General features: G+C 45.1%; 27 protein-coding genes. 11 read left to right on the forward strand and 16 right to left on the reverse strand.

Annotated features, from left to right (window positions below):
* Positions 1 to 388 precede the first annotated feature (388 nt).
* From Q0620_RS04765 to Q0620_RS04815, 11 genes are all read left to right on the forward strand, one after another.
* Positions 389 to 610: a hypothetical protein gene (locus Q0620_RS04765; protein ID WP_297947938.1), complete on the forward strand. Its 222-nt coding sequence runs from the start codon at positions 389 to 391 to the stop codon at positions 608 to 610.
* Positions 604 to 870 (forward strand): type II toxin-antitoxin system RelE/ParE family toxin, encoded by a 267-nt coding sequence (locus Q0620_RS04770; RefSeq protein ID WP_297904342.1) that lies wholly within the window; start codon positions 604 to 606, stop codon positions 868 to 870. The genes Q0620_RS04765 and Q0620_RS04770 overlap by 7 nt, the downstream gene beginning before the upstream one ends.
* 685 nt (positions 871 to 1,555) lie before the next feature.
* Positions 1,556 to 2,059, forward strand: coding sequence for a DUF1064 domain-containing protein (locus Q0620_RS04775; RefSeq protein ID WP_298783422.1), 504 nt, complete (start codon positions 1,556 to 1,558; stop codon positions 2,057 to 2,059).
* Positions 2,044 to 2,541 carry a hypothetical protein gene (locus Q0620_RS04780; RefSeq protein WP_298783423.1) on the forward strand — a complete coding sequence of 166 codons (498 nt, stop codon included), beginning with the start codon at positions 2,044 to 2,046 and terminating at the stop codon, positions 2,539 to 2,541. Before Q0620_RS04775 ends, Q0620_RS04780 begins: the two co-directional genes overlap by 16 nt.
* On the forward strand, positions 2,522 to 3,880 hold the full coding sequence (locus tag Q0620_RS04785; RefSeq protein WP_298783425.1) for a terminase family protein: 1,359 nt from the start codon (positions 2,522 to 2,524) through the stop codon (positions 3,878 to 3,880). Before Q0620_RS04780 ends, Q0620_RS04785 begins: the two co-directional genes overlap by 20 nt.
* Entirely contained in the window at positions 3,874 to 4,125 is a 252-nt protein-coding gene (locus tag Q0620_RS04790; RefSeq protein ID WP_297904354.1) for a hypothetical protein, read from the forward strand. Before Q0620_RS04785 ends, Q0620_RS04790 begins: the two co-directional genes overlap by 7 nt.
* Positions 4,106 to 5,659 (forward strand): hypothetical protein, encoded by a 1,554-nt coding sequence (locus tag Q0620_RS04795; RefSeq protein WP_298783427.1) that lies wholly within the window; start codon positions 4,106 to 4,108, stop codon positions 5,657 to 5,659. Before Q0620_RS04790 ends, Q0620_RS04795 begins: the two co-directional genes overlap by 20 nt.
* Positions 5,637 to 5,888 (forward strand): hypothetical protein, encoded by a 252-nt coding sequence (locus Q0620_RS04800; protein WP_297904360.1) that lies wholly within the window; start codon positions 5,637 to 5,639, stop codon positions 5,886 to 5,888. The genes Q0620_RS04795 and Q0620_RS04800 overlap by 23 nt, the downstream gene beginning before the upstream one ends.
* Positions 5,881 to 6,408, forward strand: a complete 528-nt coding sequence (locus tag Q0620_RS04805) for a hypothetical protein (protein WP_297904362.1) — start codon at positions 5,881 to 5,883, stop codon at positions 6,406 to 6,408. Before Q0620_RS04800 ends, Q0620_RS04805 begins: the two co-directional genes overlap by 8 nt.
* A 54-nt stretch (positions 6,409 to 6,462) precedes the next feature.
* Entirely contained in the window at positions 6,463 to 7,404 is a 942-nt protein-coding gene (locus Q0620_RS04810; protein ID WP_298783429.1) for a hypothetical protein, read from the forward strand.
* Positions 7,391 to 12,604 carry a PBECR2 nuclease fold domain-containing protein gene (locus tag Q0620_RS04815; RefSeq protein ID WP_298783431.1) on the forward strand — a complete coding sequence of 1,738 codons (5,214 nt, stop codon included), beginning with the start codon at positions 7,391 to 7,393 and terminating at the stop codon, positions 12,602 to 12,604. Before Q0620_RS04810 ends, Q0620_RS04815 begins: the two co-directional genes overlap by 14 nt.
* On the opposite strand, the gene Q0620_RS04820 is transcribed toward Q0620_RS04815, so the two are convergent.
* From Q0620_RS04820 to Q0620_RS04895, 16 genes are all read right to left on the reverse strand, one after another.
* Positions 12,588 to 13,028: a glycoside hydrolase family protein gene (locus Q0620_RS04820; RefSeq protein WP_298783433.1), complete on the reverse strand. Its 441-nt coding sequence runs from the start codon at positions 13,026 to 13,028 to the stop codon at positions 12,588 to 12,590. The genes Q0620_RS04815 and Q0620_RS04820 overlap by 17 nt on opposite strands.
* On the reverse strand, positions 13,025 to 13,444 hold the full coding sequence (locus Q0620_RS04825; RefSeq protein ID WP_298783435.1) for a DUF5675 family protein: 420 nt from the start codon (positions 13,442 to 13,444) through the stop codon (positions 13,025 to 13,027). Before Q0620_RS04825 ends, Q0620_RS04820 begins: the two co-directional genes overlap by 4 nt.
* On the reverse strand, positions 13,425 to 13,766 hold the full coding sequence (locus tag Q0620_RS04830) for a hypothetical protein (protein ID WP_298783437.1): 342 nt from the start codon (positions 13,764 to 13,766) through the stop codon (positions 13,425 to 13,427). The genes Q0620_RS04825 and Q0620_RS04830 overlap by 20 nt, the downstream gene beginning before the upstream one ends.
* 152 nt (positions 13,767 to 13,918) lie before the next feature.
* Positions 13,919 to 14,248 (reverse strand): hypothetical protein, encoded by a 330-nt coding sequence (locus tag Q0620_RS04835; protein WP_298783439.1) that lies wholly within the window; start codon positions 14,246 to 14,248, stop codon positions 13,919 to 13,921.
* A gap of 50 nt (positions 14,249 to 14,298) precedes the next feature.
* Positions 14,299 to 15,660: a hypothetical protein gene (locus tag Q0620_RS04840; protein ID WP_298783441.1), complete on the reverse strand. Its 1,362-nt coding sequence runs from the start codon at positions 15,658 to 15,660 to the stop codon at positions 14,299 to 14,301.
* On the reverse strand, positions 15,660 to 16,673 hold the full coding sequence (locus tag Q0620_RS04845) for a hypothetical protein (RefSeq protein WP_298783443.1): 1,014 nt from the start codon (positions 16,671 to 16,673) through the stop codon (positions 15,660 to 15,662). Before Q0620_RS04845 ends, Q0620_RS04840 begins: the two co-directional genes overlap by 1 nt.
* An 8-nt stretch (positions 16,674 to 16,681) precedes the next feature.
* Positions 16,682 to 17,644 (reverse strand): hypothetical protein, encoded by a 963-nt coding sequence (locus Q0620_RS04850; RefSeq protein ID WP_298783444.1) that lies wholly within the window; start codon positions 17,642 to 17,644, stop codon positions 16,682 to 16,684.
* Positions 17,644 to 18,663, reverse strand: coding sequence for a hypothetical protein (locus tag Q0620_RS04855; protein WP_298783446.1), 1,020 nt, complete (start codon positions 18,661 to 18,663; stop codon positions 17,644 to 17,646). The genes Q0620_RS04850 and Q0620_RS04855 overlap by 1 nt, the downstream gene beginning before the upstream one ends.
* Positions 18,657 to 20,495 carry a hypothetical protein gene (locus Q0620_RS04860; protein WP_298783447.1) on the reverse strand — a complete coding sequence of 613 codons (1,839 nt, stop codon included), beginning with the start codon at positions 20,493 to 20,495 and terminating at the stop codon, positions 18,657 to 18,659. Before Q0620_RS04860 ends, Q0620_RS04855 begins: the two co-directional genes overlap by 7 nt.
* On the reverse strand, positions 20,492 to 20,953 hold the full coding sequence (locus tag Q0620_RS04865; RefSeq protein WP_297904396.1) for a hypothetical protein: 462 nt from the start codon (positions 20,951 to 20,953) through the stop codon (positions 20,492 to 20,494). The genes Q0620_RS04860 and Q0620_RS04865 overlap by 4 nt, the downstream gene beginning before the upstream one ends.
* Positions 20,953 to 21,549, reverse strand: a complete 597-nt coding sequence (locus Q0620_RS04870; RefSeq protein WP_298783448.1) for a hypothetical protein — start codon at positions 21,547 to 21,549, stop codon at positions 20,953 to 20,955. Before Q0620_RS04870 ends, Q0620_RS04865 begins: the two co-directional genes overlap by 1 nt.
* The gene (locus Q0620_RS04875) at positions 21,546 to 21,920 is read right to left on the reverse strand and encodes a hypothetical protein (protein ID WP_298783449.1); all 375 of its coding nucleotides are present in this window, start codon (positions 21,918 to 21,920) and stop codon (positions 21,546 to 21,548) included. Before Q0620_RS04875 ends, Q0620_RS04870 begins: the two co-directional genes overlap by 4 nt.
* The gene (locus tag Q0620_RS04880; protein WP_298783452.1) at positions 21,920 to 22,096 is read right to left on the reverse strand and encodes a hypothetical protein; all 177 of its coding nucleotides are present in this window, start codon (positions 22,094 to 22,096) and stop codon (positions 21,920 to 21,922) included. The genes Q0620_RS04875 and Q0620_RS04880 overlap by 1 nt, the downstream gene beginning before the upstream one ends.
* A gap of 9 nt (positions 22,097 to 22,105) precedes the next feature.
* Complete coding sequence (locus tag Q0620_RS04885) at positions 22,106 to 22,807, reverse strand: hypothetical protein (RefSeq protein ID WP_297904407.1); 702 nt, start codon at positions 22,805 to 22,807, stop codon at positions 22,106 to 22,108.
* Positions 22,808 to 23,719 carry a DUF5309 family protein gene (locus tag Q0620_RS04890; protein WP_297904409.1) on the reverse strand — a complete coding sequence of 304 codons (912 nt, stop codon included), beginning with the start codon at positions 23,717 to 23,719 and terminating at the stop codon, positions 22,808 to 22,810.
* A gap of 68 nt (positions 23,720 to 23,787) precedes the next feature.
* A complete protein-coding gene (locus tag Q0620_RS04895; RefSeq protein WP_298783454.1) occupies positions 23,788 to 24,021 on the reverse strand; it encodes a hypothetical protein in 234 nt (77 codons plus the stop codon).
* Between the last annotated feature and the right edge of the window lie 142 nt (positions 24,022 to 24,163).

Genomic DNA, 24,163 nt, shown 5'->3' on the forward strand with positions numbered 1-24,163 from the left:
GGGTATCGTTTAGGCTTAGTTCGTATGGTAGTTTAAGTTCTTGCTAGCGCATATGATTTTTTTGCACCTAAATTTTAGCTTTTAAGCGTTTATGGGTTTTGTCTCATTTTGACACAAGGTAGTAAGCAAAGCACGATAAAAAGGGGGTTAGAGCCTTAATAAAAGAGAAACAACAACGAGTTGTGACATTTTAAGTTTCGGGCATTTTTTTGCCTTCTAAACCCTTCTCAAACCTCGCTAGAATGGTAGTTTAAACGACTTTAAGAAATCCCTAAACTGCTATTCATATATGTCTTTTCTCTTACACCCCTCTTGCACCCATTCGTAATCAAACCCTAAGCCTCAAGAAGTTAAAATATCTCTAGGATTTTAAAACAAAGGTTAAGAAATGCAGACCCTAACCATACAGGCTAACGCCGATTTCATAGAAAAAGCCAAAGCGATATTAATCACGCTAGCTAAGCTTGACGGCGCTAAATTAAACCTAAGCGACGAAGTAAAATATCAGTCACGTTTTAGCGAATATGAAGCAGACGCAGAGGCTATCAGGCGCGGCGAGCTTGAAACCTATCCGTTTGACGGAATACGCGACGAAGTAGCGAAATGGTAATCAAGCGCACAGCAAGATTTAATCGCGAGTTAAAAGCGGTATTCGACTTCATCGCAAAAGATAGCCCAAATAAAGCGCGGGATTTTGTTAGTAAGCTACTAGACGCGGCGGAGCTATTAGGCGATAATCCTAAACTAGGACGAGCGATTGCGAACGATAAAAGAGAACTCATCGCTAGGGGTTACATAATGCCATATCTGATTGACGGCGACAGCGTTAAACTGCTAGGCATCTACAAAGCCAATAAATGGCAAGAATAAAGCAGAGGAAGGAGCTTTAATTTCAACTAAAATTTGGCTAACATAGGATAAAATTTCCACGCTTTAAAAGTCCTTTGAGGGCGGTTTCGCTTCATACTAGCCGCCCTTAAATCCCTTTGAAATATTTAGCTTTTTATTCGAGGCGCGCCCCAAAAGCTATTGCATTTTGCAACAGATATAAATGCACGCCATCTTTCAGCTCTACGCCCGCAGATCTTAGCCACTGGACGGCTTTGGCTCTTTGGGCGTCGTCTTTAAATAAACTCTTTTGGTCTTTCTTACCTTCGTCGCGCCACTCTTAGATACTTCGGTTTAACTTCGCTTTTCCTCATCGCCTAGCTCTTATCGTTTAGATTATTTTTGCAAAGCTTAGGCGAATTACAGCGCTTATGTCTACGGAAAGGAGTTTCCGATTTTTTTGGAAAGTAGCGGGTTTTGGTGGTAAATTTTAAAAATTAAGCGATTTTTTAGCTATTAATAGTGCGGCGCTAATCCCCGCAAGGCGGGAGTTTCATCGTTAAGTCTGCGGAGCCCGGAACGTCGCTTGCGATTTTTCTGCGTTTTCTACTAACCCGCTCTTAAAATTTTTCGGCTAAACTGCGCGCAATCATAAAGGAGGCTTCTTGGCTACATATATCTGCGCGTTTTTTAGCTATCTTTATCAGGTTGCTTTGCAAAAGTAGCGATGGCTAAGATTTTTTTCGCAAGCTCTGGCGCTAGTGCCGATGCTCTGATCTCCTCTAGCCCCGCTCTTAAAAAAGCGATCATCAAAGCTCGCGCTATTGCTAGAGCCCGCAAAAGCTCTTTTTGCGTTAAAAGCACGGGCAAAATCCCTCATACTAAAACCCTTCTTGATGGCTACACCTTTGACAGCGCTAGCGAAGCTAATCGCTACGTCTATTTAAAAACGCTTGAAAAAGCAGGGCGCATAAGCGCGCTTTGTATCCATCCCGGCTTTACGCTCCAGCCCGGATTTAAAGACCGCTTAGGCAGGGCAAGACGCGCTATTACCTATATCGCAGATTTTTCTTACGAGCAAGAGGGGCTTAGCATAGTTGAGGATGTTAAGTCCGATTTTACGGCGCAGGATAAGGTTTTTCGTATCAAATCCAAAATCCTTTGCTTTCAAAACCCTAATATAGTTTTTCGCGCGGTTAAATATCATAGGGGAGCTTGGATAGAAATATGAGCGAGCAAAACATAAACCGCGCCCTGCTTAAAAAAGAAGCTTTTAAGATAATGCGCGAGGAGCGCTTAAGCCCACCTGAGATAGCGGCGCGATTAGGTCTTGCTGAAAAAGAGGTGCGAGGTTGGGCTAACTCTGAAAATTGGGTTCGCGAGATCTTAAAACAAGATGCGAAAGATAAAAGAGCGCTCGAAGCTAAAGCTAAGCTACCGGAGTTTTCGCAAGTAGTAGCTAGCCAATACGCAGAGCTTTGCTGGGCGCAACAAAAATTAAAGGCTAAGATGCTAAAAGATGAGGAGGATGGTCGCATTAGTTCAAATGATTTCCGCTCTTTCGCGCTTTTAGCTAAAAATATAATCGAGGCTGCAGGCACTGAGATCATAGGCACGGATAAAAACGAAATCACCAATATTTTGATAAATTTTGACAAATCAGATAAAAACGTAGTGGATGTGGAGGCAATAGATGATAGTTCAGAGCTCTAAGCCCGAGCTTGAGAAGTTCGCCCGTATCGCATCTAAGCTTGAGACCTTCGTGCGTTTCGTCCTGCGCGCCGAGCCCTCTACACAACAGCTTGCATTTATTCGCGCGGTGGATGGGGGAGATCGCTTCATCGCTATTAAAAGCGGGCATGGCGTAGGCAAGAGCACCTCGCTTGCTTGGGTTGCTATTTGGTGGGCGCTAATTAAGGAGGATGCTAAAATTCCTATTACCGCCCCCTCTACTCCGCAGCTACTTCTTACGTTGATGCCTGAAATTCGCAAATGGATAGCCAAGCTTCCTAAAATTTTACGCGATGAGATCACGCCTAAAAGCGATGAGATCAATTTTTCTAACGGCAACTTCATAGCCCTTCGCACAGCTCGCAAAGAAACCCCTGAAGCCCTGCAAGGCTTTCATGCTAAGCATCTGCTATTTTTAGTGGATGAGGCTAGCGGTGTGGATGAGACGATATTTGAAATAATTTTCGGAGCTCTAAGTGGGGCATCAAATGCGATGATTATGGTCGGAAACCCTACCCGCACGAGCGGATTTTTTTACGAAGCTTTTAAGCAGGAGCTTTGGCATAGCTTTACCTTTAACGCAGAACAGAGTGCAAATGTAGCCAAAGAGCAGATCGAGCGCGCCCGCGCTCTTTACGGCAGAGATAGCAATGCTTATCGGGTTAGGATTTTAGGCGAATTCCCGCTTCAAGGCAGCGATAATCTCTTTGATTTAAGCGCGCTTGAGCTTGCCGTAGGACGTGAGATAGACCGAAGTGGCGCTGTGATTTGGGGGTTAGATCCTGCAGAATACGGAGATGATAGCTCTGTGCTATGTAAGCGTAAGGGCTTTTTCATAGAGCCTTTTTGCGAGTTTAAAAAGCTCGATTCCGCTCCACTAGCCGATGCGATCTGCGCTGAATATAAAAAAGCGGCGCAAAAGCCTAACGCTATTTTCATCGACGTCATCGGCATAGGCGCAGGAGTTTGGAGTATATTAAACGCCAAAGGCTTACCCGTTTATCGCGCCGACGTAAGAGAAAAAAGCTTCAAAGAGGGCTTTTACAATAAGCGCTATGAAATTTATGCAAGGCTAAAAGAAAATATCGCACTTCTTTGCCTGCCTAGAGATGAAAAGCTAATAGGCGAACTAGGCGATATCCGTTATGAGATCGATGAAAACACGGGCAAAATAAGGCTTGAATCTAAAAAGAAAATTCGCGCTAGACTTGCTCGCTCGCCCGATCGCGCAGATGCTTTAGCGCTTAGCTTTTTTGATGAGATGGATTTTTACGAGGAGGAAACGGATGGAGAGTTTCAAACGGGAGATTTGCTATGGTAGATGCGTGGCATTTAGGCAGGGAGGCTAGCTATTATGCCCTATTAAAGCTGGCAGGAGGCAATGTCTTTGCTCTTTTAAGCAACGCAAGAGATGCAGGAGGCGCTCCTGTAACCTTAATCGAGGGAGAGGCGATAGATGAGCTAATAAGGCACGGCTTTAGAGATGATTTCATAGCAGCCGCGCTTGAAGTAGATAAATACCGGGTAAGAAGGAGGAGAAAAAGACTTGAAAAAAGAGGAGATTAAAGCTCAAATTCTAAAGCTTCGAGATGAGGCGGTAAAGGGATTTGACTTTGTAAAAGATGACTTTTTATATTTAGAGGGCGGATATTTAGCCTTAATGGATGAAAAAAAGAAAAGGGCTTTAAAAGCTCGCCATAAATCTCACGTCGCACAAAAGATAATCTTTGCCAAGGTCCGCCGCATCACTAAAGAGATATTAAAGACCTATTTTGCTAATCCTAGTCTTGCGGATATTGAGGTTAGAGGCGACGCGCAGCTTAGCGCCATCTTACAAAATGAACTAAATACTCTAAGCAGAGCAAGGCTAAATCTTTACTCCCGCATTCACGAAAGCATAATTGCGATGCTCGTTTATGGAACTTCTATCGCAAAGGTTTATTGGGCAGATAATGAGGTTAAGGTTGTGCCTAAAAGGCTAAGTGAGGTGCTAATAGATCCGCATGCTAAAAATCATTTCGATGCTAAATACTACGTCGATCGCTTCTATATGACGATTGCCGATATTAAAAGAAACTTCGCTAAAGAGCTAAAGGATGAAAAGATAGATCTAGACACCATAAGCGGTGAAAACACCTCCAAAAGTCCTAGCGGCCTTCAAAGCTCGGATTTAGGAGAATACCGCAGAATAGCGGTGCAAGAGATTTATCGCAAAATCGGCGATGATTGGTTTATTAGCACCTGCATAAACGATAGGTTTTTGCGCCTTGATCTTCCCCTTCATGACGGATGCCCCTTCTTTTTTGCGGTAGCTTATCCGCAGTTTTGTAGGATTGAGGAAAGAGGGGCAGTGCGCTCATACGGGGCAAGCTATATTGAGCCGATGATAGATCTGCAGCGCCAATTCATAGCCGTGCGAAATCAGCAGATGGACGCCGTTTATCTGCAGCTTAATCCCAGATATTTCGCCGATAGAAGTAGTGGCTTAAGGGATGATGATTTAGCATCTCTTAGCCCTAAGGTAGTAGTTTCAAATTTAGCAGCGATTAAGGAGATCCCGGCCCCTAATATCAACGGCTCGGTTTTTGATACGCAAAGCTTGGATGCAGAGATCCAAGAAGTAGGTGGAATGCCTAAGATGGTGCAAGGCATTTCTGCTAGCTCCGATCCTAGAAACGCTACGGGGATGAGCTTGCTAGCTCAAAGCGGTAACGCTACGATAGATGATATAGTCACGAGCTACAACGAGAGCTTTTTTGAGCCCTTTATCTCTCGTATCGTAAGCTTAATATATCGCCATAAAATCACCGAGGCGCTTAGCGGATATGATAGGGATAAGAAAATAGAGCTGCGCGTTAGCATAAACGCAGGCGTAGGCGTAATGAGCCGCGACACTAAGATAAATAATATCGGAGCGGCTAAACAAAGCCTACTAACGATGATAAAGATGCTAAGCGAGATGGGCGCGAAAGAAAAAGTGCGCGAGTATGTGCGAGTCCTAGAGGGCTTAGTGCGAGACGAGTTGCGCGAGATGGGTCAAAAAAACGTAGATGAACTTTTTCCAGGAGAGATAGATTTTGCAGAAACTCAAAGCGCTTAAAGATTTTATGAGCTCCGAGCCTTATGCCGAGATCAATGCGGTTTTAGAGGCACAAAAAAGCGCGTTATACCGCTATGCTTGCAGCGGAAAGGACGCAGCGGGGCAGGAGTTAAGCAAGGATGCTAGGATAAATATGCTTGAGCGCATAGACGCTCTAAGCTTCGCTCAAAGCCTTTACGGCTTTTTTTTAGAACAATACCAAACCACACAAGGAGAAAAAGATGAATGATGACATTCAACCTCAAGAGCCTCAGGTGCAGCCGCAAGATCCATACGCGATGCCTCAAACGACACCTCCTCAAATGGTGCCCCCACAGCCCCAAATGACGATGCCTCAAGTAGATATAGGCGCTCAACTTGCAGCTGCAAAGCAAGCCCTAGGCATAGATGAATTGCGCGCACAGCTTGAAAAGCAACAAGAAGCCGCGACATATAATCTAAATCTCGCAGATGTCATAAGCGCTAATCCCGAGCTGAGTAAGAAAACTATCGAGGAAGGACTTGATAAGCTCGCGCAAACCAGCCCCGAACTTGCGAAGCAGTTTAAAATCAGCAAGGAGGGTCTTGAGATTTTCGTCAAAGGTCTTAAAGCCACCGTAGCACCACAGAGTAAGCCCGATCCGATCACTAACGACGGCACTAGCTCGGCAGACGATGCAGGCGAGGATGAGACGCTTAAGCGAATTCGCGAAGGCAAGGCAAGAGCAGGCGATGTCGGGCGAGCTATTAGCAAACTCATAAGCAAATAGCCCTTTAAATAATCCGCGCCTTTTTGTTAGCATAAAGCAAAAAGGCAGGATTTTATGGCTTACTTTAATCAAAACGACTACGACTACGCCCGTAAGTCCGCAGATTTCGCGCAAAATCTCAACGCTATGCAATCACCTCTTAGCGGATTATTCGGGGCAGGCAACAATATCTACAATCAACAAAACTCAAGAGCAGGCGCGGACTTAACCAATAATAGCTTTATCAAGCTAGGCGCTCAAGCCTACGGCGGCGCAAACGACGCTTATAGCCAAAGCTTAAATAATATCGGAAACGCTCTAAACTCTAAAGGGCGCGCCTTAAACGGGGCGGGCGCAGTTGCTAATATAGGCAGGGACGCTTACGGCTTTGCCCCTCAAACCGCGCAGGGGCGACTTGATAACTCAATGCTAGGAAGCGTAAACTCATATCTAGCCAATATCATAAACTTAGCTAATACCAAAGCAAATAACGAATGGGCTAGAGCTAATGCGAACGCAGCACTAAACGTGCTAGGCGCTAGAGAAAAAGCCTATCAAGATGACGCCCAAAGAGCTGCAAATGGGGCCCAGTGGATGGCAGGTTTTAATTACCGCAGCGCCAAGGACGCCGAGGATGCCGCTAGAGCGAACGCGCAAGCTCAGGCGCAACAAGCATATATGCAAGCTCGCGCAGCAGGCTTAGACCGCGCTAATGAGCTAAAAAGCGCAGAACTTGACGCACAAAATCAAAACGCCGCAAGAAAGGCTAAGGCAGATGAGCTTAAGGCACTAAACGATTTTGCCTCCAGCCCGCAGTTTTCGCAGCTAGACGATAAGCAGCGCAAAGCTATTACTGATCGCATAGCGGCGGGATATTCCGCACTAGGCGTAGAGGGAGGTGGTATAGATTACGATGATGATGATTTGGAGGCTATTAAACAAGGCTATGAAATTTTTATCGATGATGATGGAGTAAAGAAAGCACGCAAGGACGGACAAGTTTATGAGTGGAATTAAGATAGGGGGCAAAACCTTAACGCCCATAAATGTAGCTCCCATAAAGATCGGATCAAAGACACTGAGCCCGGTAAACTCCATAAAAATAGGAAATAAAACCCTAACCCCAATAAGCGAGGCAAACGCGGACGGACCTAGCGATACGCAGCGCTTTTTTAGGCAGATGGGCTCTAAGCTTGCCCCTGCGCTAGATACCGCAGAAGCCATAAGCGATAAGGCTTTAGCGGGTGCAGGGCTAGTAAGCCAAAAGGCTGGCGAGCTAGGACTTCGTGCATTAGGCGCAGGAGCGGACGCTTTGGGCTTTAATAATGCAGGCAAGAGCTTAAAAGATACCGCAGACGAGCTAGGGCAAACCTTTTCTCAAAGCGCGGAGGCAGTAGGACAAACGGGAGGTGCAGGCACTACCCGCATAATAGGACGAGGATTAAAAAACTTCGTAACGGGTCAAGCTGCAGCCAATCAAAAGCTAGCTAGAGGCATTAACAACGTTTTAGCAGATACCGCAGATTTTTACGGAGCGGACAGGGCTAGGGATTTCTTTCGCGAGAACTCAAATTTAGCAAGCTTGGCGATAAATAAAATTGAAAACTTCGGCGATAACGATATGAAAGATTGGCAAGCAGCAGGCGAGATAGCAGATGCTACTGCACTAGCTCCTGCGATGCTAGGGCATAGCGCAAAGGCCGCCCGCTTAGCAAAAGCATTAGGCGCTAGCCAAAAGGTAGCTACTCGCATCGGCAATGCCGTGGGATCTGCGGCAAACGGCGCGATAATGGGAGGATTTACCGGAGGGGCTAGAGCTTACGGACAGGAAAAGCCCGATCTAAAGCAAGCGGGGCTTGAAAGCACTATCTGGGGTGGGGCAAACGCTATTTTAGGCGGGCTTAGCCGTGCTCCGATTTTAGCTAAAGGTATGCGGAAACTAGAGGAAGCAAGGGTAGCCGCGCAGGAGCTAAAACCCGCACCCGCAAAAGCGGCGCAAGATATTCAAAGTGCGACCCCCGCAGGACAAACCGCAGGCGAGGGCTTTACTATGCGAGACGGAGCGCAAAAATATCCATATAACGCTTTTGTGGATATAGAAAACGACTTAGCTGGTGAGCTTAAACTTCCTAGCTCTCAAATTCGCGCAAGCCTGCAATACTTATATAACCTACACCCAGAAATGTTTAAAAATAAAGGTGATGTTTACCGCACGATAAAAGGACTTATTAGCACGCACGACTATGCAGGTGATAGTTTACGAAACCCGTCTGCGGCATATCTAGCTAGCAGAGACGGTGAGCGGATGAGTGATATGGCTATCGGTAGAGATAGCGGTGGAGTTATTCACTTAAATAAAGACAAACGTATTAGTAACGCGGATAAAAAGATATTTGAAACGGCGGCGGCTGAGGCGTCCAACTCTCAACATAAGCAACAAGTGCTCGGGGCGCAAATGAATACCGGCAAGGAGCATTTTTCGCCGACCGATAACACTATTATACCACAAAATTCTGTCGCAGAGGGAATTTTAAATAATCCTAATCTTTTCGGACTTGACGAAAACGTGATAAAGGCCATTCGCTCAGAGCTTGAGGAAGCAGCCGGGATTGCTCCAAAAAAGATGAGCGAAGCAGCAAAAGGAGCAGATAAGGCGGAAGCAGCAGCACAAGCACCTAATCCGTTTTTAGATGAGATTTTAAGAGCTACAAACCCCGCTAATAATAACGCGTATTTAGATCAGATCTTAGCAATTACCAATCCTAAAGCCGTCATCGCTGCCAAAAAAGGAAGTCCGACAACCCAGACTATTACCTCAACCTTAAATGGAAGCGATGAAGCCGCCAAAAAGGGATTAAACCCAAATAGCAGCCTTTACAGCAATGATAAATATATCGAAGGAAGTGGGACAAACTCCGCAATTACTTCAACCTCTGATATATTTGACGGAGGGGTGGGGTCCACAACCCACATTACTACAACCCCCGCCAATGATGAAATTATATCTCTTTCCTCTGATAAAAACCTTAATGCCCCCGCGGAGTTTAAGAATTCCGCAGGAGGAGGCATAGACCCCGCTGCAGTAGTCCGTAATATAGCGGAGCGCGGAGATTTGGCGCTAAGACTAGAGCCTAAAGCCGATGTGCTTTCGCTCGTCCGCGACTTTCAGGCTCCTATTAAAACTCCGATATTTGAGGCAAAAATTGCGATTGATAAGATGTTAAATCATTTGGCGGATAAAGCAGGCAGCGAGCGTAGGCTCGAATATGTAAATTTAATCAAACCTACGTTAGAAAATCCATTATTCATCGCAAAAGATGGCGAACGATATAGATTTTTTAAAACCTTTATCGACGATCGCGATAAAACTTTAAAATTCTTAAGCGTGATAGAAAACGACAGAGGAGAATTTTTAGGCGTAACCGCGACGCCGCTAAAAAACACCGATTTAAAAAATCTAATAAAAAAAGGCAATATAGTTTGGGGTGGGGACACACTCTCTAGCCTAAGCACCCCACAAGCGATGAGAAATCAAGGGCTAGACACCGCTACAGATATTATACCACAAAACGGCGAGAATATGATTAAAGGTTTTAGCTCTAGCGCAATCCCTGCTAATATCGCAAGCGCTGGAGCCGGAGCAGCCACAGGTGCAGCGCTAGATGATAAAAATAGAGCAAGAGGCGCTTTTATCGGAGCGTTAGGCGGGCTTGGGCTAGTAAATGCACCCTCTTTGGTTTCAAAGCTAAAAGGAGGCGCTAAGGTAGGCGAGATAGCGCAGGATATAGAAGCTGCGGCAAAAGATAAGCCTAGCATCTTAAGCAATATGCGCTCCTATCTTAAAGCCGTAGGCGCAAACTCCATTTCAGAGCTAAAGGATTTAAGCGGCAAGGATATAGGGCTAAGCTACGCAAGGCAAATGGCAAGCGAGCATATCAATAAAGAGTTTAAAAATATCGCTTATGAAATTTTATCTGGCTCTCAAAGCTTAGCGCAGAATTTAAAAAATGGCGCTATTAATGCAGCTCGCTTTGCAAGGCGCGCACTAAGCGAAACCAAAGGCGCGGATTATCTTTTGCGAAACGACGAGCTATTCAGCGCCAAAAGCGCATATAGCGCTAAAATGGAAAATCTACAATCCGCGCTTAGCGGCTTAGATGATGCTGATCGCGTAGCTATGCATGAATATATGGTGGGTGAAGGAAATGCCATTAAACCTGAGCTAAAGCCACTAGCAGACGCGCTAAGACGTCAGATTGACGATATGAGTGCTAAGCTCGTAGATCTAGGCGTTTTAGATAAGGCTAGCAGAGACGCGCTAGCGGGGCAATATCTTGCTCGCTCCTATGAAAAGCATCTAAAAGATCGCATCAACTCAGTGTTTTCAAGCGGTAAAAAGGTAGATGAAATTCACAGCAGAGGCTTTGCGTTTAAAGAGTTTAAAGATAGGGAAGCGATGGATAAGTTTCTATCTAAAAACCCGCAGATTGCAAAGTCTATGGATCAGGCTTACAATAAAGGCGGCGTGCGCGTAGTAGAAAAGCCTAATGGTAAAATTGAGCTTTGGAGGGATTATACCAAAGATGAGCGCTCGGCTATGGGGGAGATAAGAGATGCTGCTTTTAGCATACCGCAGACCCTAAATAAGTTAAATGATATGATAGAAAACGCTAAGTTTTTAAAATCCGTTAGCGAACTAAGCGGCGGCGCAGTGATACCCAATACCGAGATCAAAGCCCGCTACGGCAAGCTTGATTTAGATGACGCGATTAAAAAGGAGCTAGGACGCGAGGGATACGCTCAAATGCCTAAAAGCGATAGCTACGGCGCGCTTGCGGGGCAATGGGTGCGAAAGGATATCAAAAGCGATATAATCTCATCCTTTGCGCAAAGTGGTGATATGGGTGTGCTAATAGACGGATGGAAAAAATACCTCTCGATTTGGAAGATGAGTAAGACCGTATGGTCACAGACCGCTCACGTGGGCAACTACGTCTCAAACGGATTTTTATTAAATCTTGCGGGGATGAGCGCCAAGCAGGTCGTAGCCTCTATGGCAAAGTTTACCCGCGCGCAGATAGGAAATGGAGCGATCAACCGCTACAAGCAGCTAAGGTTAAAAAATGTCGTTTCTAAACTAAGCCCCGCAGAGCGCAGGGAATACGCGCAACTTATGCGCGAAAAAGAGATTCAAACCTACAAGCTCGCCGAGGACGAGGGACTTTTTGGCAGAAGCTCCTTGCTTGATATTCAAAACGGCTTTGCCCGCACTACAAAAGAGCTTAGGCAAGGAAAGATCGCCCGCATAATAGACGGAGATGCCGCAAGCAAACAAAGCGTCGTAGCCTCTACGGCTCAAAAGGCAGGCGACGCGTTAGGAGCAGTTGCCGATAAGGCGGGCGCGCTATATGCAGGGGAGGATAATGTAGGAAGGCTAGCGTTATTTTCTCACTATATTGACAAGGGCTTAGATCCAAAAAGCGCAAAGATCGCAACCAATAGCTGGATACCAGATTATTCGCGCCAAATGCCTGCGGGTATGAGAGCGCTTAGAGATAGCGGCATCGCCCCTTTTATCTCGTGGAGTTATTATGTAATGCCTGCGATGGGGCGCTACCTAGCCCGCCACCCGGTAGATGGAGCTAAAAAGATCCTGCCTATGCTAGCGGCTTTAGGATATTGGCAATATAAGGTTACGGGCGAAGCTAATCCGTATAGTGATAAGATCCCTGATGATATCAAAGGACGCAGCGTAGCAGTATGGCGCGACGGCGATCGAGTTCGCACGATTAAGATGGATAGGTATCTTCCTTATATGAACCTAACCGCTCCGGCAAACTACGCTAAAGGGCTTGCTAGCGGTCCAACGACGCAGGGAGCTTATGCGCTATTTTCGATGATGGCGGACGGAAAGCCTAGGATGCTTTACAATAACCGCCCGATCACTAAAGATACCAAGCCTATTCCCGCGCAAGCATACGATTATTTAAATTGGTTACTTCAAGGCTTTACGCCTATGCCGGGCGGAGTAAGCAGCGGAATAAACTTAGTAAGTGATCTAAGCAGAGATGAGACAAGCAGAAAGCGAAACAACGTAATGCTTCCTAAAACGAAAGCTCAAAGTGTAGCGAAGTTTTTAGGCTTTAATAGCGCAGATTATAGCGTTAGCGGGCAGATGAAAGACGCTGCTAAAAAGAAGCTTAAGAAAAAAGATTAAGCGCTTTTATATAGCTCTCAACCCTTTTTGGGGTTTGGCGGTAAAGCAGGCTTGCTTTTAAATTTCTTGCCGCTTGTGCGTAATCGCCTGCTTCTATGCAGCCCAGAGTATGACGGAAACCCAAGAGCCCCGCAAGCCCTAGCTGGTATGCCATTTCAAGGATGGTGTCTTGAATGCTCTGCGGTTTGCTAGCAAGCCAAGGCAGGCACTGAAAAACTCGCTTTTGAAGTTTCGCAACTTTCAAATTTAGGATTTTTTCCGCTACCTCTTTACTCATCGGCTCCACCTTGCCCCCGTTAAGCTTGAGTTCGTCGGGGCTAAGTGCCGAGACTAAAAAGCCGTATCCTATCGTAGCCTTTCCGAGGCTGTCTTTGTATATGTGATCCCGAAATCCCTCGTGAGCTTTGATGTTTTTGGCAATCATACCCCCTCCTCGTTTGTGATTTCGATGAATTCTATGTGTTTACCTATGCAAATTTTGAAAAACGAATTGTATGTCCGAACGGAATTCGTAACTCCCGCGGCGCTATGTCCGTCGCCTACAAGGATACATCCTGCCGTATCTTTCGGGAAGTTACCGGGGTGAATGAGAATGTAGCGCTCTTTCGGCACCGACTCGTTCCACAAAAGCGGACACATTCGCTTCTGACTCGGGCTATTGTGCCACTGCATTTGATACCTACCTGCTGGTATGCGTCTATCCTTGCCGCGCTCCGTAGTATCTGCGCCCGCGGGCTCAAGGGTGAAGCATTCAAAAAGCCTTTTTCCGTCGTCCGTGATCGTTAGTTTTCCAATCGTGCCGTCGTGGATGTTTTTAAATCTATTTATCTTGATCTTCATCGTATTCGCTCATTCTTCTATCTATGCCAAGCTTAGCACAGACAAATTTTTCAGCCCAATTTTTCACGGCGTCAGCGCCTATCCAAGCAGAAAAACCACCTACTGCTAAGGCAAATCTAGAGTTTTGAGTTAGATAAAGCGTAAACTCCGCGCCAAAATAGCACAGAGTAATCGAGCTTAAAAACCCCGAAAGAAAGGCTATTATGTAAGCTAATTTACTTTTGCGCTTCTTACTCATCGTTTTTAAAAAAGTGATCGCAGCAGCTAGCACCACCAAGCAAGCCCAATAAATTTTATCAAACAAGCTATTTAGATCGTTCATTTAGTTTCCTTATGCTTTCTAGATTAATCGCGCACTTTGCGTAAGCTTCGTATAGATCTAGCATTAGCTCCGCGGCGTCTGCTTGGCTTGCGATAGTGCGATTTGTATCAACGCGCGGCACGGCTAACAGATACTGCGGCGGCTTAGTGCATTTAGGGGCGCTCGCGCAGCCGCTCAAGCACAAAATTAGCGCTAGCGTTAAGCTCGCTTGAAATCTCATCCTTGCCCCCTTTCCTAGCCTTTGAAGCTATTTGCCTCTTGATTTGAGCCAAATCCTTGCTTAGCGCGTCTTTTTGTTGCGCGGCTTGTGAGATTTGCTCCATCTGCTTATCTTTTTGCTCGCCTTGCTGCTTTAGTGCTTCGATCTGCGCTTTTTGAGCCAAAATCTCAGCTTCCAGCTTGCTTGCTTGCCAAGATTGAAACTTTAGCGCGCCTATTAGCAGCGCGATCACCGCAGCAAAGATCATATAAATCTTAAACATCATCTATCCTTTAGCCATAGTTTGGCAAAATTCGGATAGTTTTTAAAGCTTTAAAAATCAAATTTGATTAATTTGCCGAAGTTGTTATTAAAGTTAAGTGAGTAAAACACAATGCTTCTTTCCCCACCCTTCCAAGATCTGGCGTAGCTTAGAGCCGTCAGATTTGAAAGAGCGTGAGGGAGCAAAAACCGCCTATTACGTAGAAAGCTTTTTATCCCCAAATCCCCGTCATCGCTATTATTTAGGCAAAAATCATCATCAAAGCCATATCCTAGCTCGATACTTCCGCTCATCTTTCCCGCTGTTATATCTCCTGCGTATTCGCCGATAGTTTTTAGATAATGCCCGCGATAGCCCGCTTCTTTGATATATTCTTTTATCTGCGGATCATCCATCACGTCGCGCAATAGATAGTCGTATTTGATATTTCCGTTCCACCCTGCCACAAAGGGCATCAAATATTCTCTTAAGCTCGTAGCGCTTGCGATATGATTTATCCTGCGCCCATATACCCGCCACACGCTATAGCGCGAGCCGTTTTTTATCGCAATAGAGCAAAGCACGGGGTTAAAGTTTAGCTTTTGCGCGCTCATATCAAAGTTAGCGCGTAAAACAAAGCGTCCCTGCTTATTACAAAGCCAAAAGCGCTTATGAGAATAAACGAGATCAAACTTATATGTGCGGATAAATTTTAAGCTCTCGCCCGAGCTCAAATCGTCCGAATAAATTATCTGCCCCTGCCTGATAAAAGCTAGCTTGCGAGCGCTTAGATCGTAATTTATGAGCCAGATAGCCCCGCCGTAAAAGCTCATTTTATAGTTTGGATATGGGGCTAAAGCAAGCCTAAGTGTTTGCGTATGCTTTAGTGCTGCGTTAAATATAAGCACATAAAAGCCGTCATTAGGGTTTTGTTTCTCGTAATTACGCCAATCATAGGTGCCTGCGTTATCCCCAAAGCCTAGATTTACAATCTGCTCATCATTATTCGCGCCTATGGCTAAGCCTGCCCCGTCCGCTCCGCAAATAGCAAACTTATCCGCGCCTACGAAAAATCCAAAAGGCACAAGCACGGCTCTATCGCCATAAAAATCACCATTGTAAAAATCATATACCCCATCAAGGCGCAAAGAGTTTAGCGGCGGACTGATAGTAAGATCAAACAGCTTCTCATCCTGCGCGCGGCGAAATTCCGGATAAAAACCCATTTGAGCCGTAAGGGAGTCAAGATTGTAGCTGACTTCGCCTCCGCCTTTGCGAAATAGATCGAGCTTGTCGCCTATTTCGATATTCTCTCCGTAGCGGTCTTTAAAGGTTACTTCATCTATAGCAAGCTCTAGGTTTGCTCCTGCGATGATCTCTGCTATTTCCAAATCCCTAAGATAGGGCTCGGAATATGGAATTTTAACATCCATTACTCAGCAAGGCTTAAATCAAGCGCGAATATTTTGCCGTCCGTCTTTATGAGGCTGAACTTTACATAAGCATCAAGCGGCTTAATATCACTTATGCGGCAAAGAGGAGTGATAGAGGAGGCAAAGGTTAGCGTGTGTCCGCCCGTCTTTAAGATAATGTCGTATTTGCGCCCCTCCACGATAGACTTTAATACAAACTCGGTGTTTTCTTTAATCTCGGTAAAGATTAAAGTATCCTCTCCTAGACTTAGTCCGCCCGCATACGCAAGCGTTTTAATGCTTAAAGGCGCAGGCTCAGGGGCGGCTGGAATATCTGCAAAGATTAGCTTTGTGCCGTCGGATTTAAGAAATTTATCCGCTTCGTAGACGCTTGGGGTATCGTTTAGAGCAAGAAAGCTTTTAGCTCCTCCCCCTCCTCCTATTAGCGGGATAGCGCGCGACCAAGCCCCGTTTTTGTAGATACCAAAATATTTGTCGCCATCTTGATATTCGCTATGCCAAGAGATACCATCAGGGCTAAATCTAAAGGCTAAATCTGCGGTAAACTTAGGATTAGGTAGGCGCACGCTATCTTCATACTCCCCTAAAAGCTCCTTTTCTTTAGAGCTAAAAGAGCTTATACCTAGGGCATATAGCGTTTGATAGACCGCTACTAAGGCAAGAGCTTCATCAATATCTAGCTCCTCACCTACTACGGGATATGCGGGCTTTCTAATGTCAAAATCATCATTTAGATTTCGCACTATATCGCTTCCTTGCCCCTTAGTTACTAAAAGCTTAATCGGGGTTTGAGATATGCAAAGTCCTAGCATAGAGGAGTAAAGATTGCTTAAAATAATCTCGCGCGTTACGGCAGAGAATGCGTGGCGAAATTTTAGCTTTCCTTGCTCGTCATAGACCTCATAATTGTTTTTTATCTGATCGTCACTTACGGCATACTTTGATACGATATCGCTTTTAGCGTTAAACTTTAGCGCCTCGTTAATGAAATTTAGTGCGTAGTTAGTTGTCATCCCCTCTCCTATCTGATTATTGAGCCTGTTACCTGCATCGCAGTAACATCTATATCTTTTTGCGCTTCGATCTTTTTAATCTGCACCTGCGTAGCTAGTGAGCTTGCGACCGCCCCTGCTTGTTGATTTCGCAAATATGCCTCCTCTTTTAGCACCTGCACTTGAGCGCCTGCTTGTTCTACTTGGGCTTTGGTTCTATCTCGCTCCAGCACGTATCGCTTGCGATCAAGGGCTAGGCTTTCTCTGCGAATTTCTAGCTCCTGCTTTTTTAGCTCCAGTTCGTTTTTAGAAATCTCTAGCTCTTGCTTTTTGATATCTAGCTCAGCCTGAGCGATCTGCATCTGCACGCGCTTTAGCTCTAGCTCTAGCTGCTTAATCGGAAGTTCCAGCCTCCTAATCTCAAGTTCGATTTTTTTAATCTCAAGTTCGGCTGCGGCAAGGTCTGCTTGGGCTTGCTTATATCTTAGCTCCGCTTCTATCATACGCGCCTTATAGTCGCGCTCGATGCCTAAAATCTCGCCCTCTATGCCTAAATTATGCGTCTGAGCCGCATTCTTAGCCGTATCGGAGGCGATATTTTTAATCTGCTCTTTAAGCTGCGCGTCTTTATTGTCGCGCTCGATTATTGCGATTTCGGTTTCAGCCCTAATCTTTTCAATCTGATAAGGGCTCATAGCCTCTTTGGTTTGTGCTTCTGCGATTTCGCTTCTAGCTTGAGCGTCTTTTAGATCGATCTCAAGTGCGATCTGCGCGGCGTTTTGTAAAATTTGATTGACGCACTGAGTAGCAAAGCCGCTTAAAAAATCGGCGCGATATTTCATCTTTTCATCATCGCTTAGGCTGGTCGCATTATCTAAATACACATCAAATTTTGCCCTGATGTTTTCAAATATCGAATATCCCTCATTGCTTATCTCATCACTTGAAACATATATTACTCTGCGATATAGCTCCTCTTTAAATTGCGCCATTATCTAATTCCTCCGCTTAAAACTATGCTTTGCCCGTCGCTAGCGATGAGATCGTCTATGCCATCAAAGCTGATAAAGCCGTCTTTAACCTCTGCGCTAACGCTAGCGGGCAGAAACAGATAGGTTATGCCCTCGTTAAAAAGCATATTAAAAACTGCGTCTGCATTTAAAACCGAGTTTACTATTACGGGATTGTCAGCCCTAAATTTTAAGGTATGAGCCCCGTCGCCACTTACGCTTTTATCGGTTAGCTCCGCGCTTTTGCTTAGCCCTTTTTTGCTTATGTAGCTTGCACGCAGCCCAAACCCTGCGCCTCCGGGGAAAGATCCAACGACGCGATAAATATCCTCTACGCTTTGCTGCCTTTCTTGCTTAGAGGTAAGCTTGCCTTTTACGTTGCCTACCCCGCCCCAGCCTATGATGGCATAATTTGCGCTATTGCTAAAATGACGCCTAAGGCTCTTAACCTCTCTAAAAAATAGCCCGCTTAAAGCTCGTCTAGTAATCGTAGCTTCTTTATTTTTGCCCTCTTGCTTGCCTAAGAGCCTAAAGCTATCACCGCTTACGCTGATTTCACTTTTTCCCTCATAGGCTTTATTATCCCAAAATCTAGTGCGAGCAGAAAAGCTAGGACTAACGAGGCGCCCCGTTAGTTTGGCTTCTATTAGGGCGAAACTAAGCGGATAATTTTCATTTAAAAGAGACGTAGCACTAAACTTAAAGCTAGCAGTAGAGTTTAGATTGCTTCTTAGACTTAAAAAATAGGTATCGGGCTCGTCTAACTCGCTTGGCTGCAGATCTAAAATTTGAATAAGCTTTTCATCGGCAAAAACCTTATTTCCAAGATCTAGCGAAAATATATCCTCTTTTACCTCTCCTCCTTTTACCATAGCACCTAGCTTGCCATCTTTTAAAAATAGCAAAGCGTCCACCCCACGAAAGGCGTAGGTGTATACGTCGCTAGCCTCCAAGCTCTTATCGGTTGTAATAATCTGCGCAAGCAGGCTATTTCTTACCATTGCACCCCCTCCTCTTTGCTAGGATAATTCTTTGTTTTTACGCTTGCGCCGATAATAGCAAGCTTCATGGGGTGAGCCGCGTCGTAGTAGCTATCAGCTCCTGCGCTAGAGGTATCGGCTCCGATCGCATAGCGCGAATAATTCCCCATAGCTAAAAGCTTTTTTAACTCCTCCTCTTCCCACCAGATCATATATTCACAATCCTGCTCTACCGGCTTTAGGGTTGTGCCGTTGATATTTATCTTTCCACCATAGTAAAAGCTTATTTCATTCTCGCCTATTTTAGCGGGGACGCCGTTATCATTTAAGATTCTGCCTAAGTATCTTGCCATATCACTTCCATAAACGCTGCCATAAGCAAAATATTTTGGAGCTGAGGCAAGCTTTAGCGTGATCTGCCTTGCCCCCTCACAACTAGCACCTAGGATATTTTTTATCTTCATATAATTTAATGCAGGAGCGGTCGCAAGCTTCTCGCCACTAAAAGCCTCATAGGTTTCAGCCTCGCTAAACTCGCTTGCTTTACCGCGTCCTCTCTCATCAGCCCATCTTTGCAAAAAAGCCTTTTCATCTGCGGCTAGATTATCGGCTGCGGGCTTTAGCTTAAATTTTACAAAGTGGTTGTTTCCTTGCTTGGAATATTCCGGCTTTATGTAATTATCATAAATGCCTTTTTTATCCGCCTTATTTAAGGCTCGCCATCCATCCGTTCTAAACGCTCCGCTGCTTTTCCCTCCACTTTTAGTGGAGCTTGCAACGTCAGCAGGATTAATTTTTTCATATTGTTTTTTATGTGTATCTTTTTTGCCGGGATCTTCGCCGCCCCACGGCTCTTTTTCTTTAGGCACAATTAAGTTTTCTTTCTTTAGCTCGTCCATCTCTTTTTTGGTTTGTTCGTAACAACCAAAAAAGCGCGCGATAAACAAAGACAGCTTTTCAGCTAGGCAGTATTTTTTGCTAGAAAAATCCAAGCTCCACCAAAACTCATAAGCCCTCATCCCCTCTTTAGCGTTTTGTGGCATATGATATTCACCAATGCCCTTTTCGTTGTTCCACCCTTTTATGTCGCCATAATCTTTAACTTCGTCTTTAAGGCTAGGGATTATATCGCCAAAACTATTTATGAAGCGCCCTAGAGGCACTCCTTGCAGATAATAACTCCAGCTGCTTTGGTTGTCGCGCATACCTTTAATGGGGGCAAATTCATTAAGCCTTAAGAGCAGATCCTTTGTGCTCTCAAAATTTACGAAAAAGTTTCCGCCTCCACCTATATCATTGCCTATCTCATCTCTGCCTGCGCGAGCGTAATTTTTGATCGGATCAAACGCGGCTATGCTAGCACCTTTAAACTTAGCGAGATTGATTTTTCCCTCTGAATATTCTAAGATATTTTTTAGCGTGCGAAAATCGTCATCGCCGTTTTTAACGCGGTAAAGAAAGGCGCTTTGGATAACTAGCCCCTCCGCGCTACGAAAGCCTAACTCGTTTTGTGCGGCATTTAGCGCATAGGTATCGCGAGTTCTTGGATGATCTAACGCATAAAGGCTATATTCGCCCACGCAGCCTTTGTATTCGGTAGAGGCTAAAGAGATAAACTTATTCTCGTCGTAGTGGAAGCGAGCTATGACGTTGTTGCCTCCCGCATCATACCACTTAGAATAATCCGCCTCGCAGTAAGCGTGATTCCCCTCATAGAATTGCTGTCCGTTAGGCATCTTATTTACGTATAGTCGCGTATCTGTGATATGCACCGCGCCGCCTAGGTTTAGCTCTCTTTTAGCATTTGCTTCGCTGCAGTAAGGCTCAAAGTTTAGTAATAAATTGTCGCTCATACTATGTCAAAAAATCCTATAAGGTTGAGCCTTAGCTCATCTCCGTTAATCTCGCAAGTAATAGAGCGGTCTTTTAGCGTCGCATTCGCGCCATAAATAGCATTTTTTGGAAGCGGAGCGTCGTTAGGCAGGCTTAAAATTACGCTTCCTTTCTGCACCGCTGAGCTTATCTTACACGATATGAGCCCAAGCCCGCTAAACATATCCACCCATAAGCTGGCGTCTTGCGCGCTTATACCGCTTGCAGGGCTTAGCTCAAACTTCTTTAATCTCTCAAAAAGAGAAAGATTGCCTAGCGCGGCATCCACCTTTTGCTTTAGAGATTTTAGCTCCTCTTTTGTAGCGAAGTTTTCGGTATCGGGGCTAAGCCCACTTTGGATTAACGTTACGAGTTCTTTAAAATTTGAATCCACCTCATAAGAGGTTAGAGGCGCACCCTTGTCTTTTCTGTATATCATCACTCATCCTTAGCGATTACGGCGACTTCGGTATTATCAAGTCCGTTTAGCCCGTTTTTATCCAGTTTGATTTGTGGAGCATAGGTCATTGAAACGCCGTTTGCGCCCATATATTTCATCACTGCCGTAGCTATTGCAGATAGAGCGGTTTCGTTTAACGAGCCGCTATTTAACGCAGCAATAATTGCATGCGCCCCCTCTTTGCTATTTAAATAATTCTTTACCAGCCCCTCTAAAGAGCTCTCATCCGCTCCACTTTTAATCTCTATGATCTGAGAGCTCGTTTGCAAAGCCTGCATAGTAGCGCTAGAAAAAGCAAAATATAGCTTTGCGCTCTCTAACACTAAGATTTGGACGTAATATAAATAGCGGTATTTGCCCCCTGCGGTATTTACCGGGGCGACTTGCATTCGCTCTAGCCACGGAAGCACCCTATCTTCTATAAGATCGCCTCTTTTAGGATGAGAGGCGCGCTGCATAGTAAGATCGAGCCTTTTTAATTTCGCGCCCTGCGTAGAAAAAGAGGGAGGGGGTGCTATAATATCTCCGCCTCCTCCGTCCGGCATACGCAAAAAGCGCTTTTTAACTCCTATCATAATGAGGTTAAAAACGCCACATCGGCATAATCTGCATCCAAGCTAGCTTTGCTTACGTAGTTGGCTTCGACTTCGGCTTTGGTTAGATAATTACTCATATCTGCGCCACCTCCGCCGCCGTTTGCAAGCTCGTAGCTGCTCTGCTTCATATCGAACTTACTCTTTGTAGCGTCAGAAAAGATGATGTAGTTTTTCTTCGCGCGAGGATCGAAAAGCGCTCCAAAATAATAGGCCTTAAACTCGCCACCATCTTTATTGGCGCTTAGATTTTGGGTATTGTTTAGTTGTGCCGTAACGCTTGCGATTTGGGTTGAGATTTGAGCTGTGCTACTATCTTTGATAACATATTCAATCTTTTTAAGCAGTGCCATTATTTATCCTTTATCTTTTTATCGCTAGCCTTTTTGGCTTCCTCTAATTTTGCGCCACAACTAGGGCAAAGTGCCTCTTTATTCGGCTCTTTCCACCTTACGCCGCTTGCGCCGCATTGTTCACACTCAAATTCAAATTTTACGCTTGAATTATTTTTGTAAGTCTCTTTTAGCATCACTCTCTCCTATGGGATTATTCCGCCATCGCTGATCTCGGCGGTAACTTTAATTTCCGTTCGTTCACTTCCGCAGCTTATGGTTACTATGGCGTCCGTTACTACGTCTAAGGCTTTTATTATTACCTTGTTTCCATCTACTCTTACACCTACGGCAGCGCTAGAGCTTTGTGCCAAAATAGTACCGCCGCCTGCGTTGTCGATAGTGATCTCTTTTTCGTCGCCTACGGCTAGCAATATCGTCTTTAATATCGGGGCAAGTCCACCGCCCGGCAAAGGGCTAGGTTTTCCTTGCGCTACGTAAAAATACGCGTTTAAGAAGCGGTATGTTTTACGAAAGACTACATTGCTGTCATATATCGCGATGATCTCCTCCGCCTTGCTTTTGAAAGCGTCCTTTTTTGCGTTGCTTAGCTCCGAGCATAGAAAGTATACGACGGCAAGGCAAAGCTCCTCCTCCATATCGATATTTGCTTCATCGCTCATATCTACTACGGGATAACGTAGCCAATAATCCTGCGAAATTCTGCGGTAGTATTTGAGTAGATGGGACAAGCTTTTTTCATAAACAATATGCGTGCGAGGTTTGGTGCGGAGCAGGACATTTAATAAAGCCTCCTTTAAAAGCTCCGCGCTAAGCTCATTTGCGAAGTCTTTATTGTCGCCTTTGAGCTTTTGCTTCAGCAGCGCTTTTAGCTCCGCGATTTTCATCTATTGCAGCTTTTCGGCGCACGCAAGAGAAAACGGATCGGCTACTTCGAGCGTGCAGTCCGTATAGTAGAGTTTGGCATCGGCGGTTTTAGATGTCGGGAAGTCTTTAACTTGAGTATCGTCCAGATATCTAAGCGCGCAATCGCTAAAATCGCCTACTAGGATTTTATCTTTAAGTTTGGCATCTGAAAATAGCGGGTGGATGATAATATCTACCTCACCAAAATCGGTCATAATGCGATCGATAGGCAGATTTAACGTGCGATCGGTTACGGCTACGCGAAGCGCACTATTAGCTGCTACCCAGTCGTTTACCTTGCGCTTTAGAGCACTAGACATAAAGACTTTAAATTTATGATCGGTCACGCCACTATTAGCCCACACCGGCTCAATCGTAGCATTTAGAAGCTCAAGCGTAAATGCTCCTCCTGCAGAGTTGCGATTTGCGGTAGGGATAAAGTTAAAAAATCCAGCCATTTTCGAGCTATCGGTATCGTTTGCCGCATAAACATAATCATCAAATACGGTAGTGTGATTAAGTCCTAGCAAGGCATACTCGATGTCTTTCATATGCTCTTTGCCGACTTTCTCAAGTTGTCTAGCCCACTCATCCCCCGTATATTGCTCGATAGATCTCTTTCGCCAGCTCATCGAAACTTCGTTTTTTAGGATTTGAGTTGCGTTAGTTAGCTTCTTTTTGGTATCTGTGCCTAACCCCGCGATACCTGATACTTCAGGGTTGGCATTATCTTTAGCTTTGGCATATTCATCGGTATACCAACTATGAAGCGTGTTGCTTATGCCTTCGCTTTTTAACATCGAAACGATAGGCGCGGTTGCGATACCGCCCATCGTAAGAAGCGATCTGACGGAGGGTTTATCCGCGACTGTGTTTTGATAAGAGGTAAGCATTTAAAATCTCCCGTTTTAAATTTTTCTCAATTTTTACGAAAAACGGGGGATTTTTAAAGGGGCAAATGCTAATCCCTACCCCTTGTTTTTATGCGGGTTTCATCCGCTCGCTTAAAAATATCCGCTTCACTTATTTCGCTTCGCGCCTCCATAGCTCCGACGTCATCGAAGCTTGCCGTATCGCAAACCCATACCCCTCCCTGCTTTCGCGAGTTATATTCCACTTCGCCGTTTAAGTAGTCCACGGCATCTACATCTACCCACTGCCCGCAGATAAATGCTCTCATTTTTTCTACTTTCATATTGTGCCTTTTGTGTCAAATTTGTGTCATTTTTTTGCACTTATTTTTATCACATAAGTGCATTTCGGGGGTAAGTTTGAGATGAGTAAAAACGCTCCCCGATAGCTAAATCACAATATTTGCGCGCTTAAGCATTCCCTCG

The organism is uncultured Campylobacter sp. (assembly GCF_938017615.1).
Lineage (GTDB): Bacteria > Campylobacterota > Campylobacteria > Campylobacterales > Campylobacteraceae > Campylobacter_B.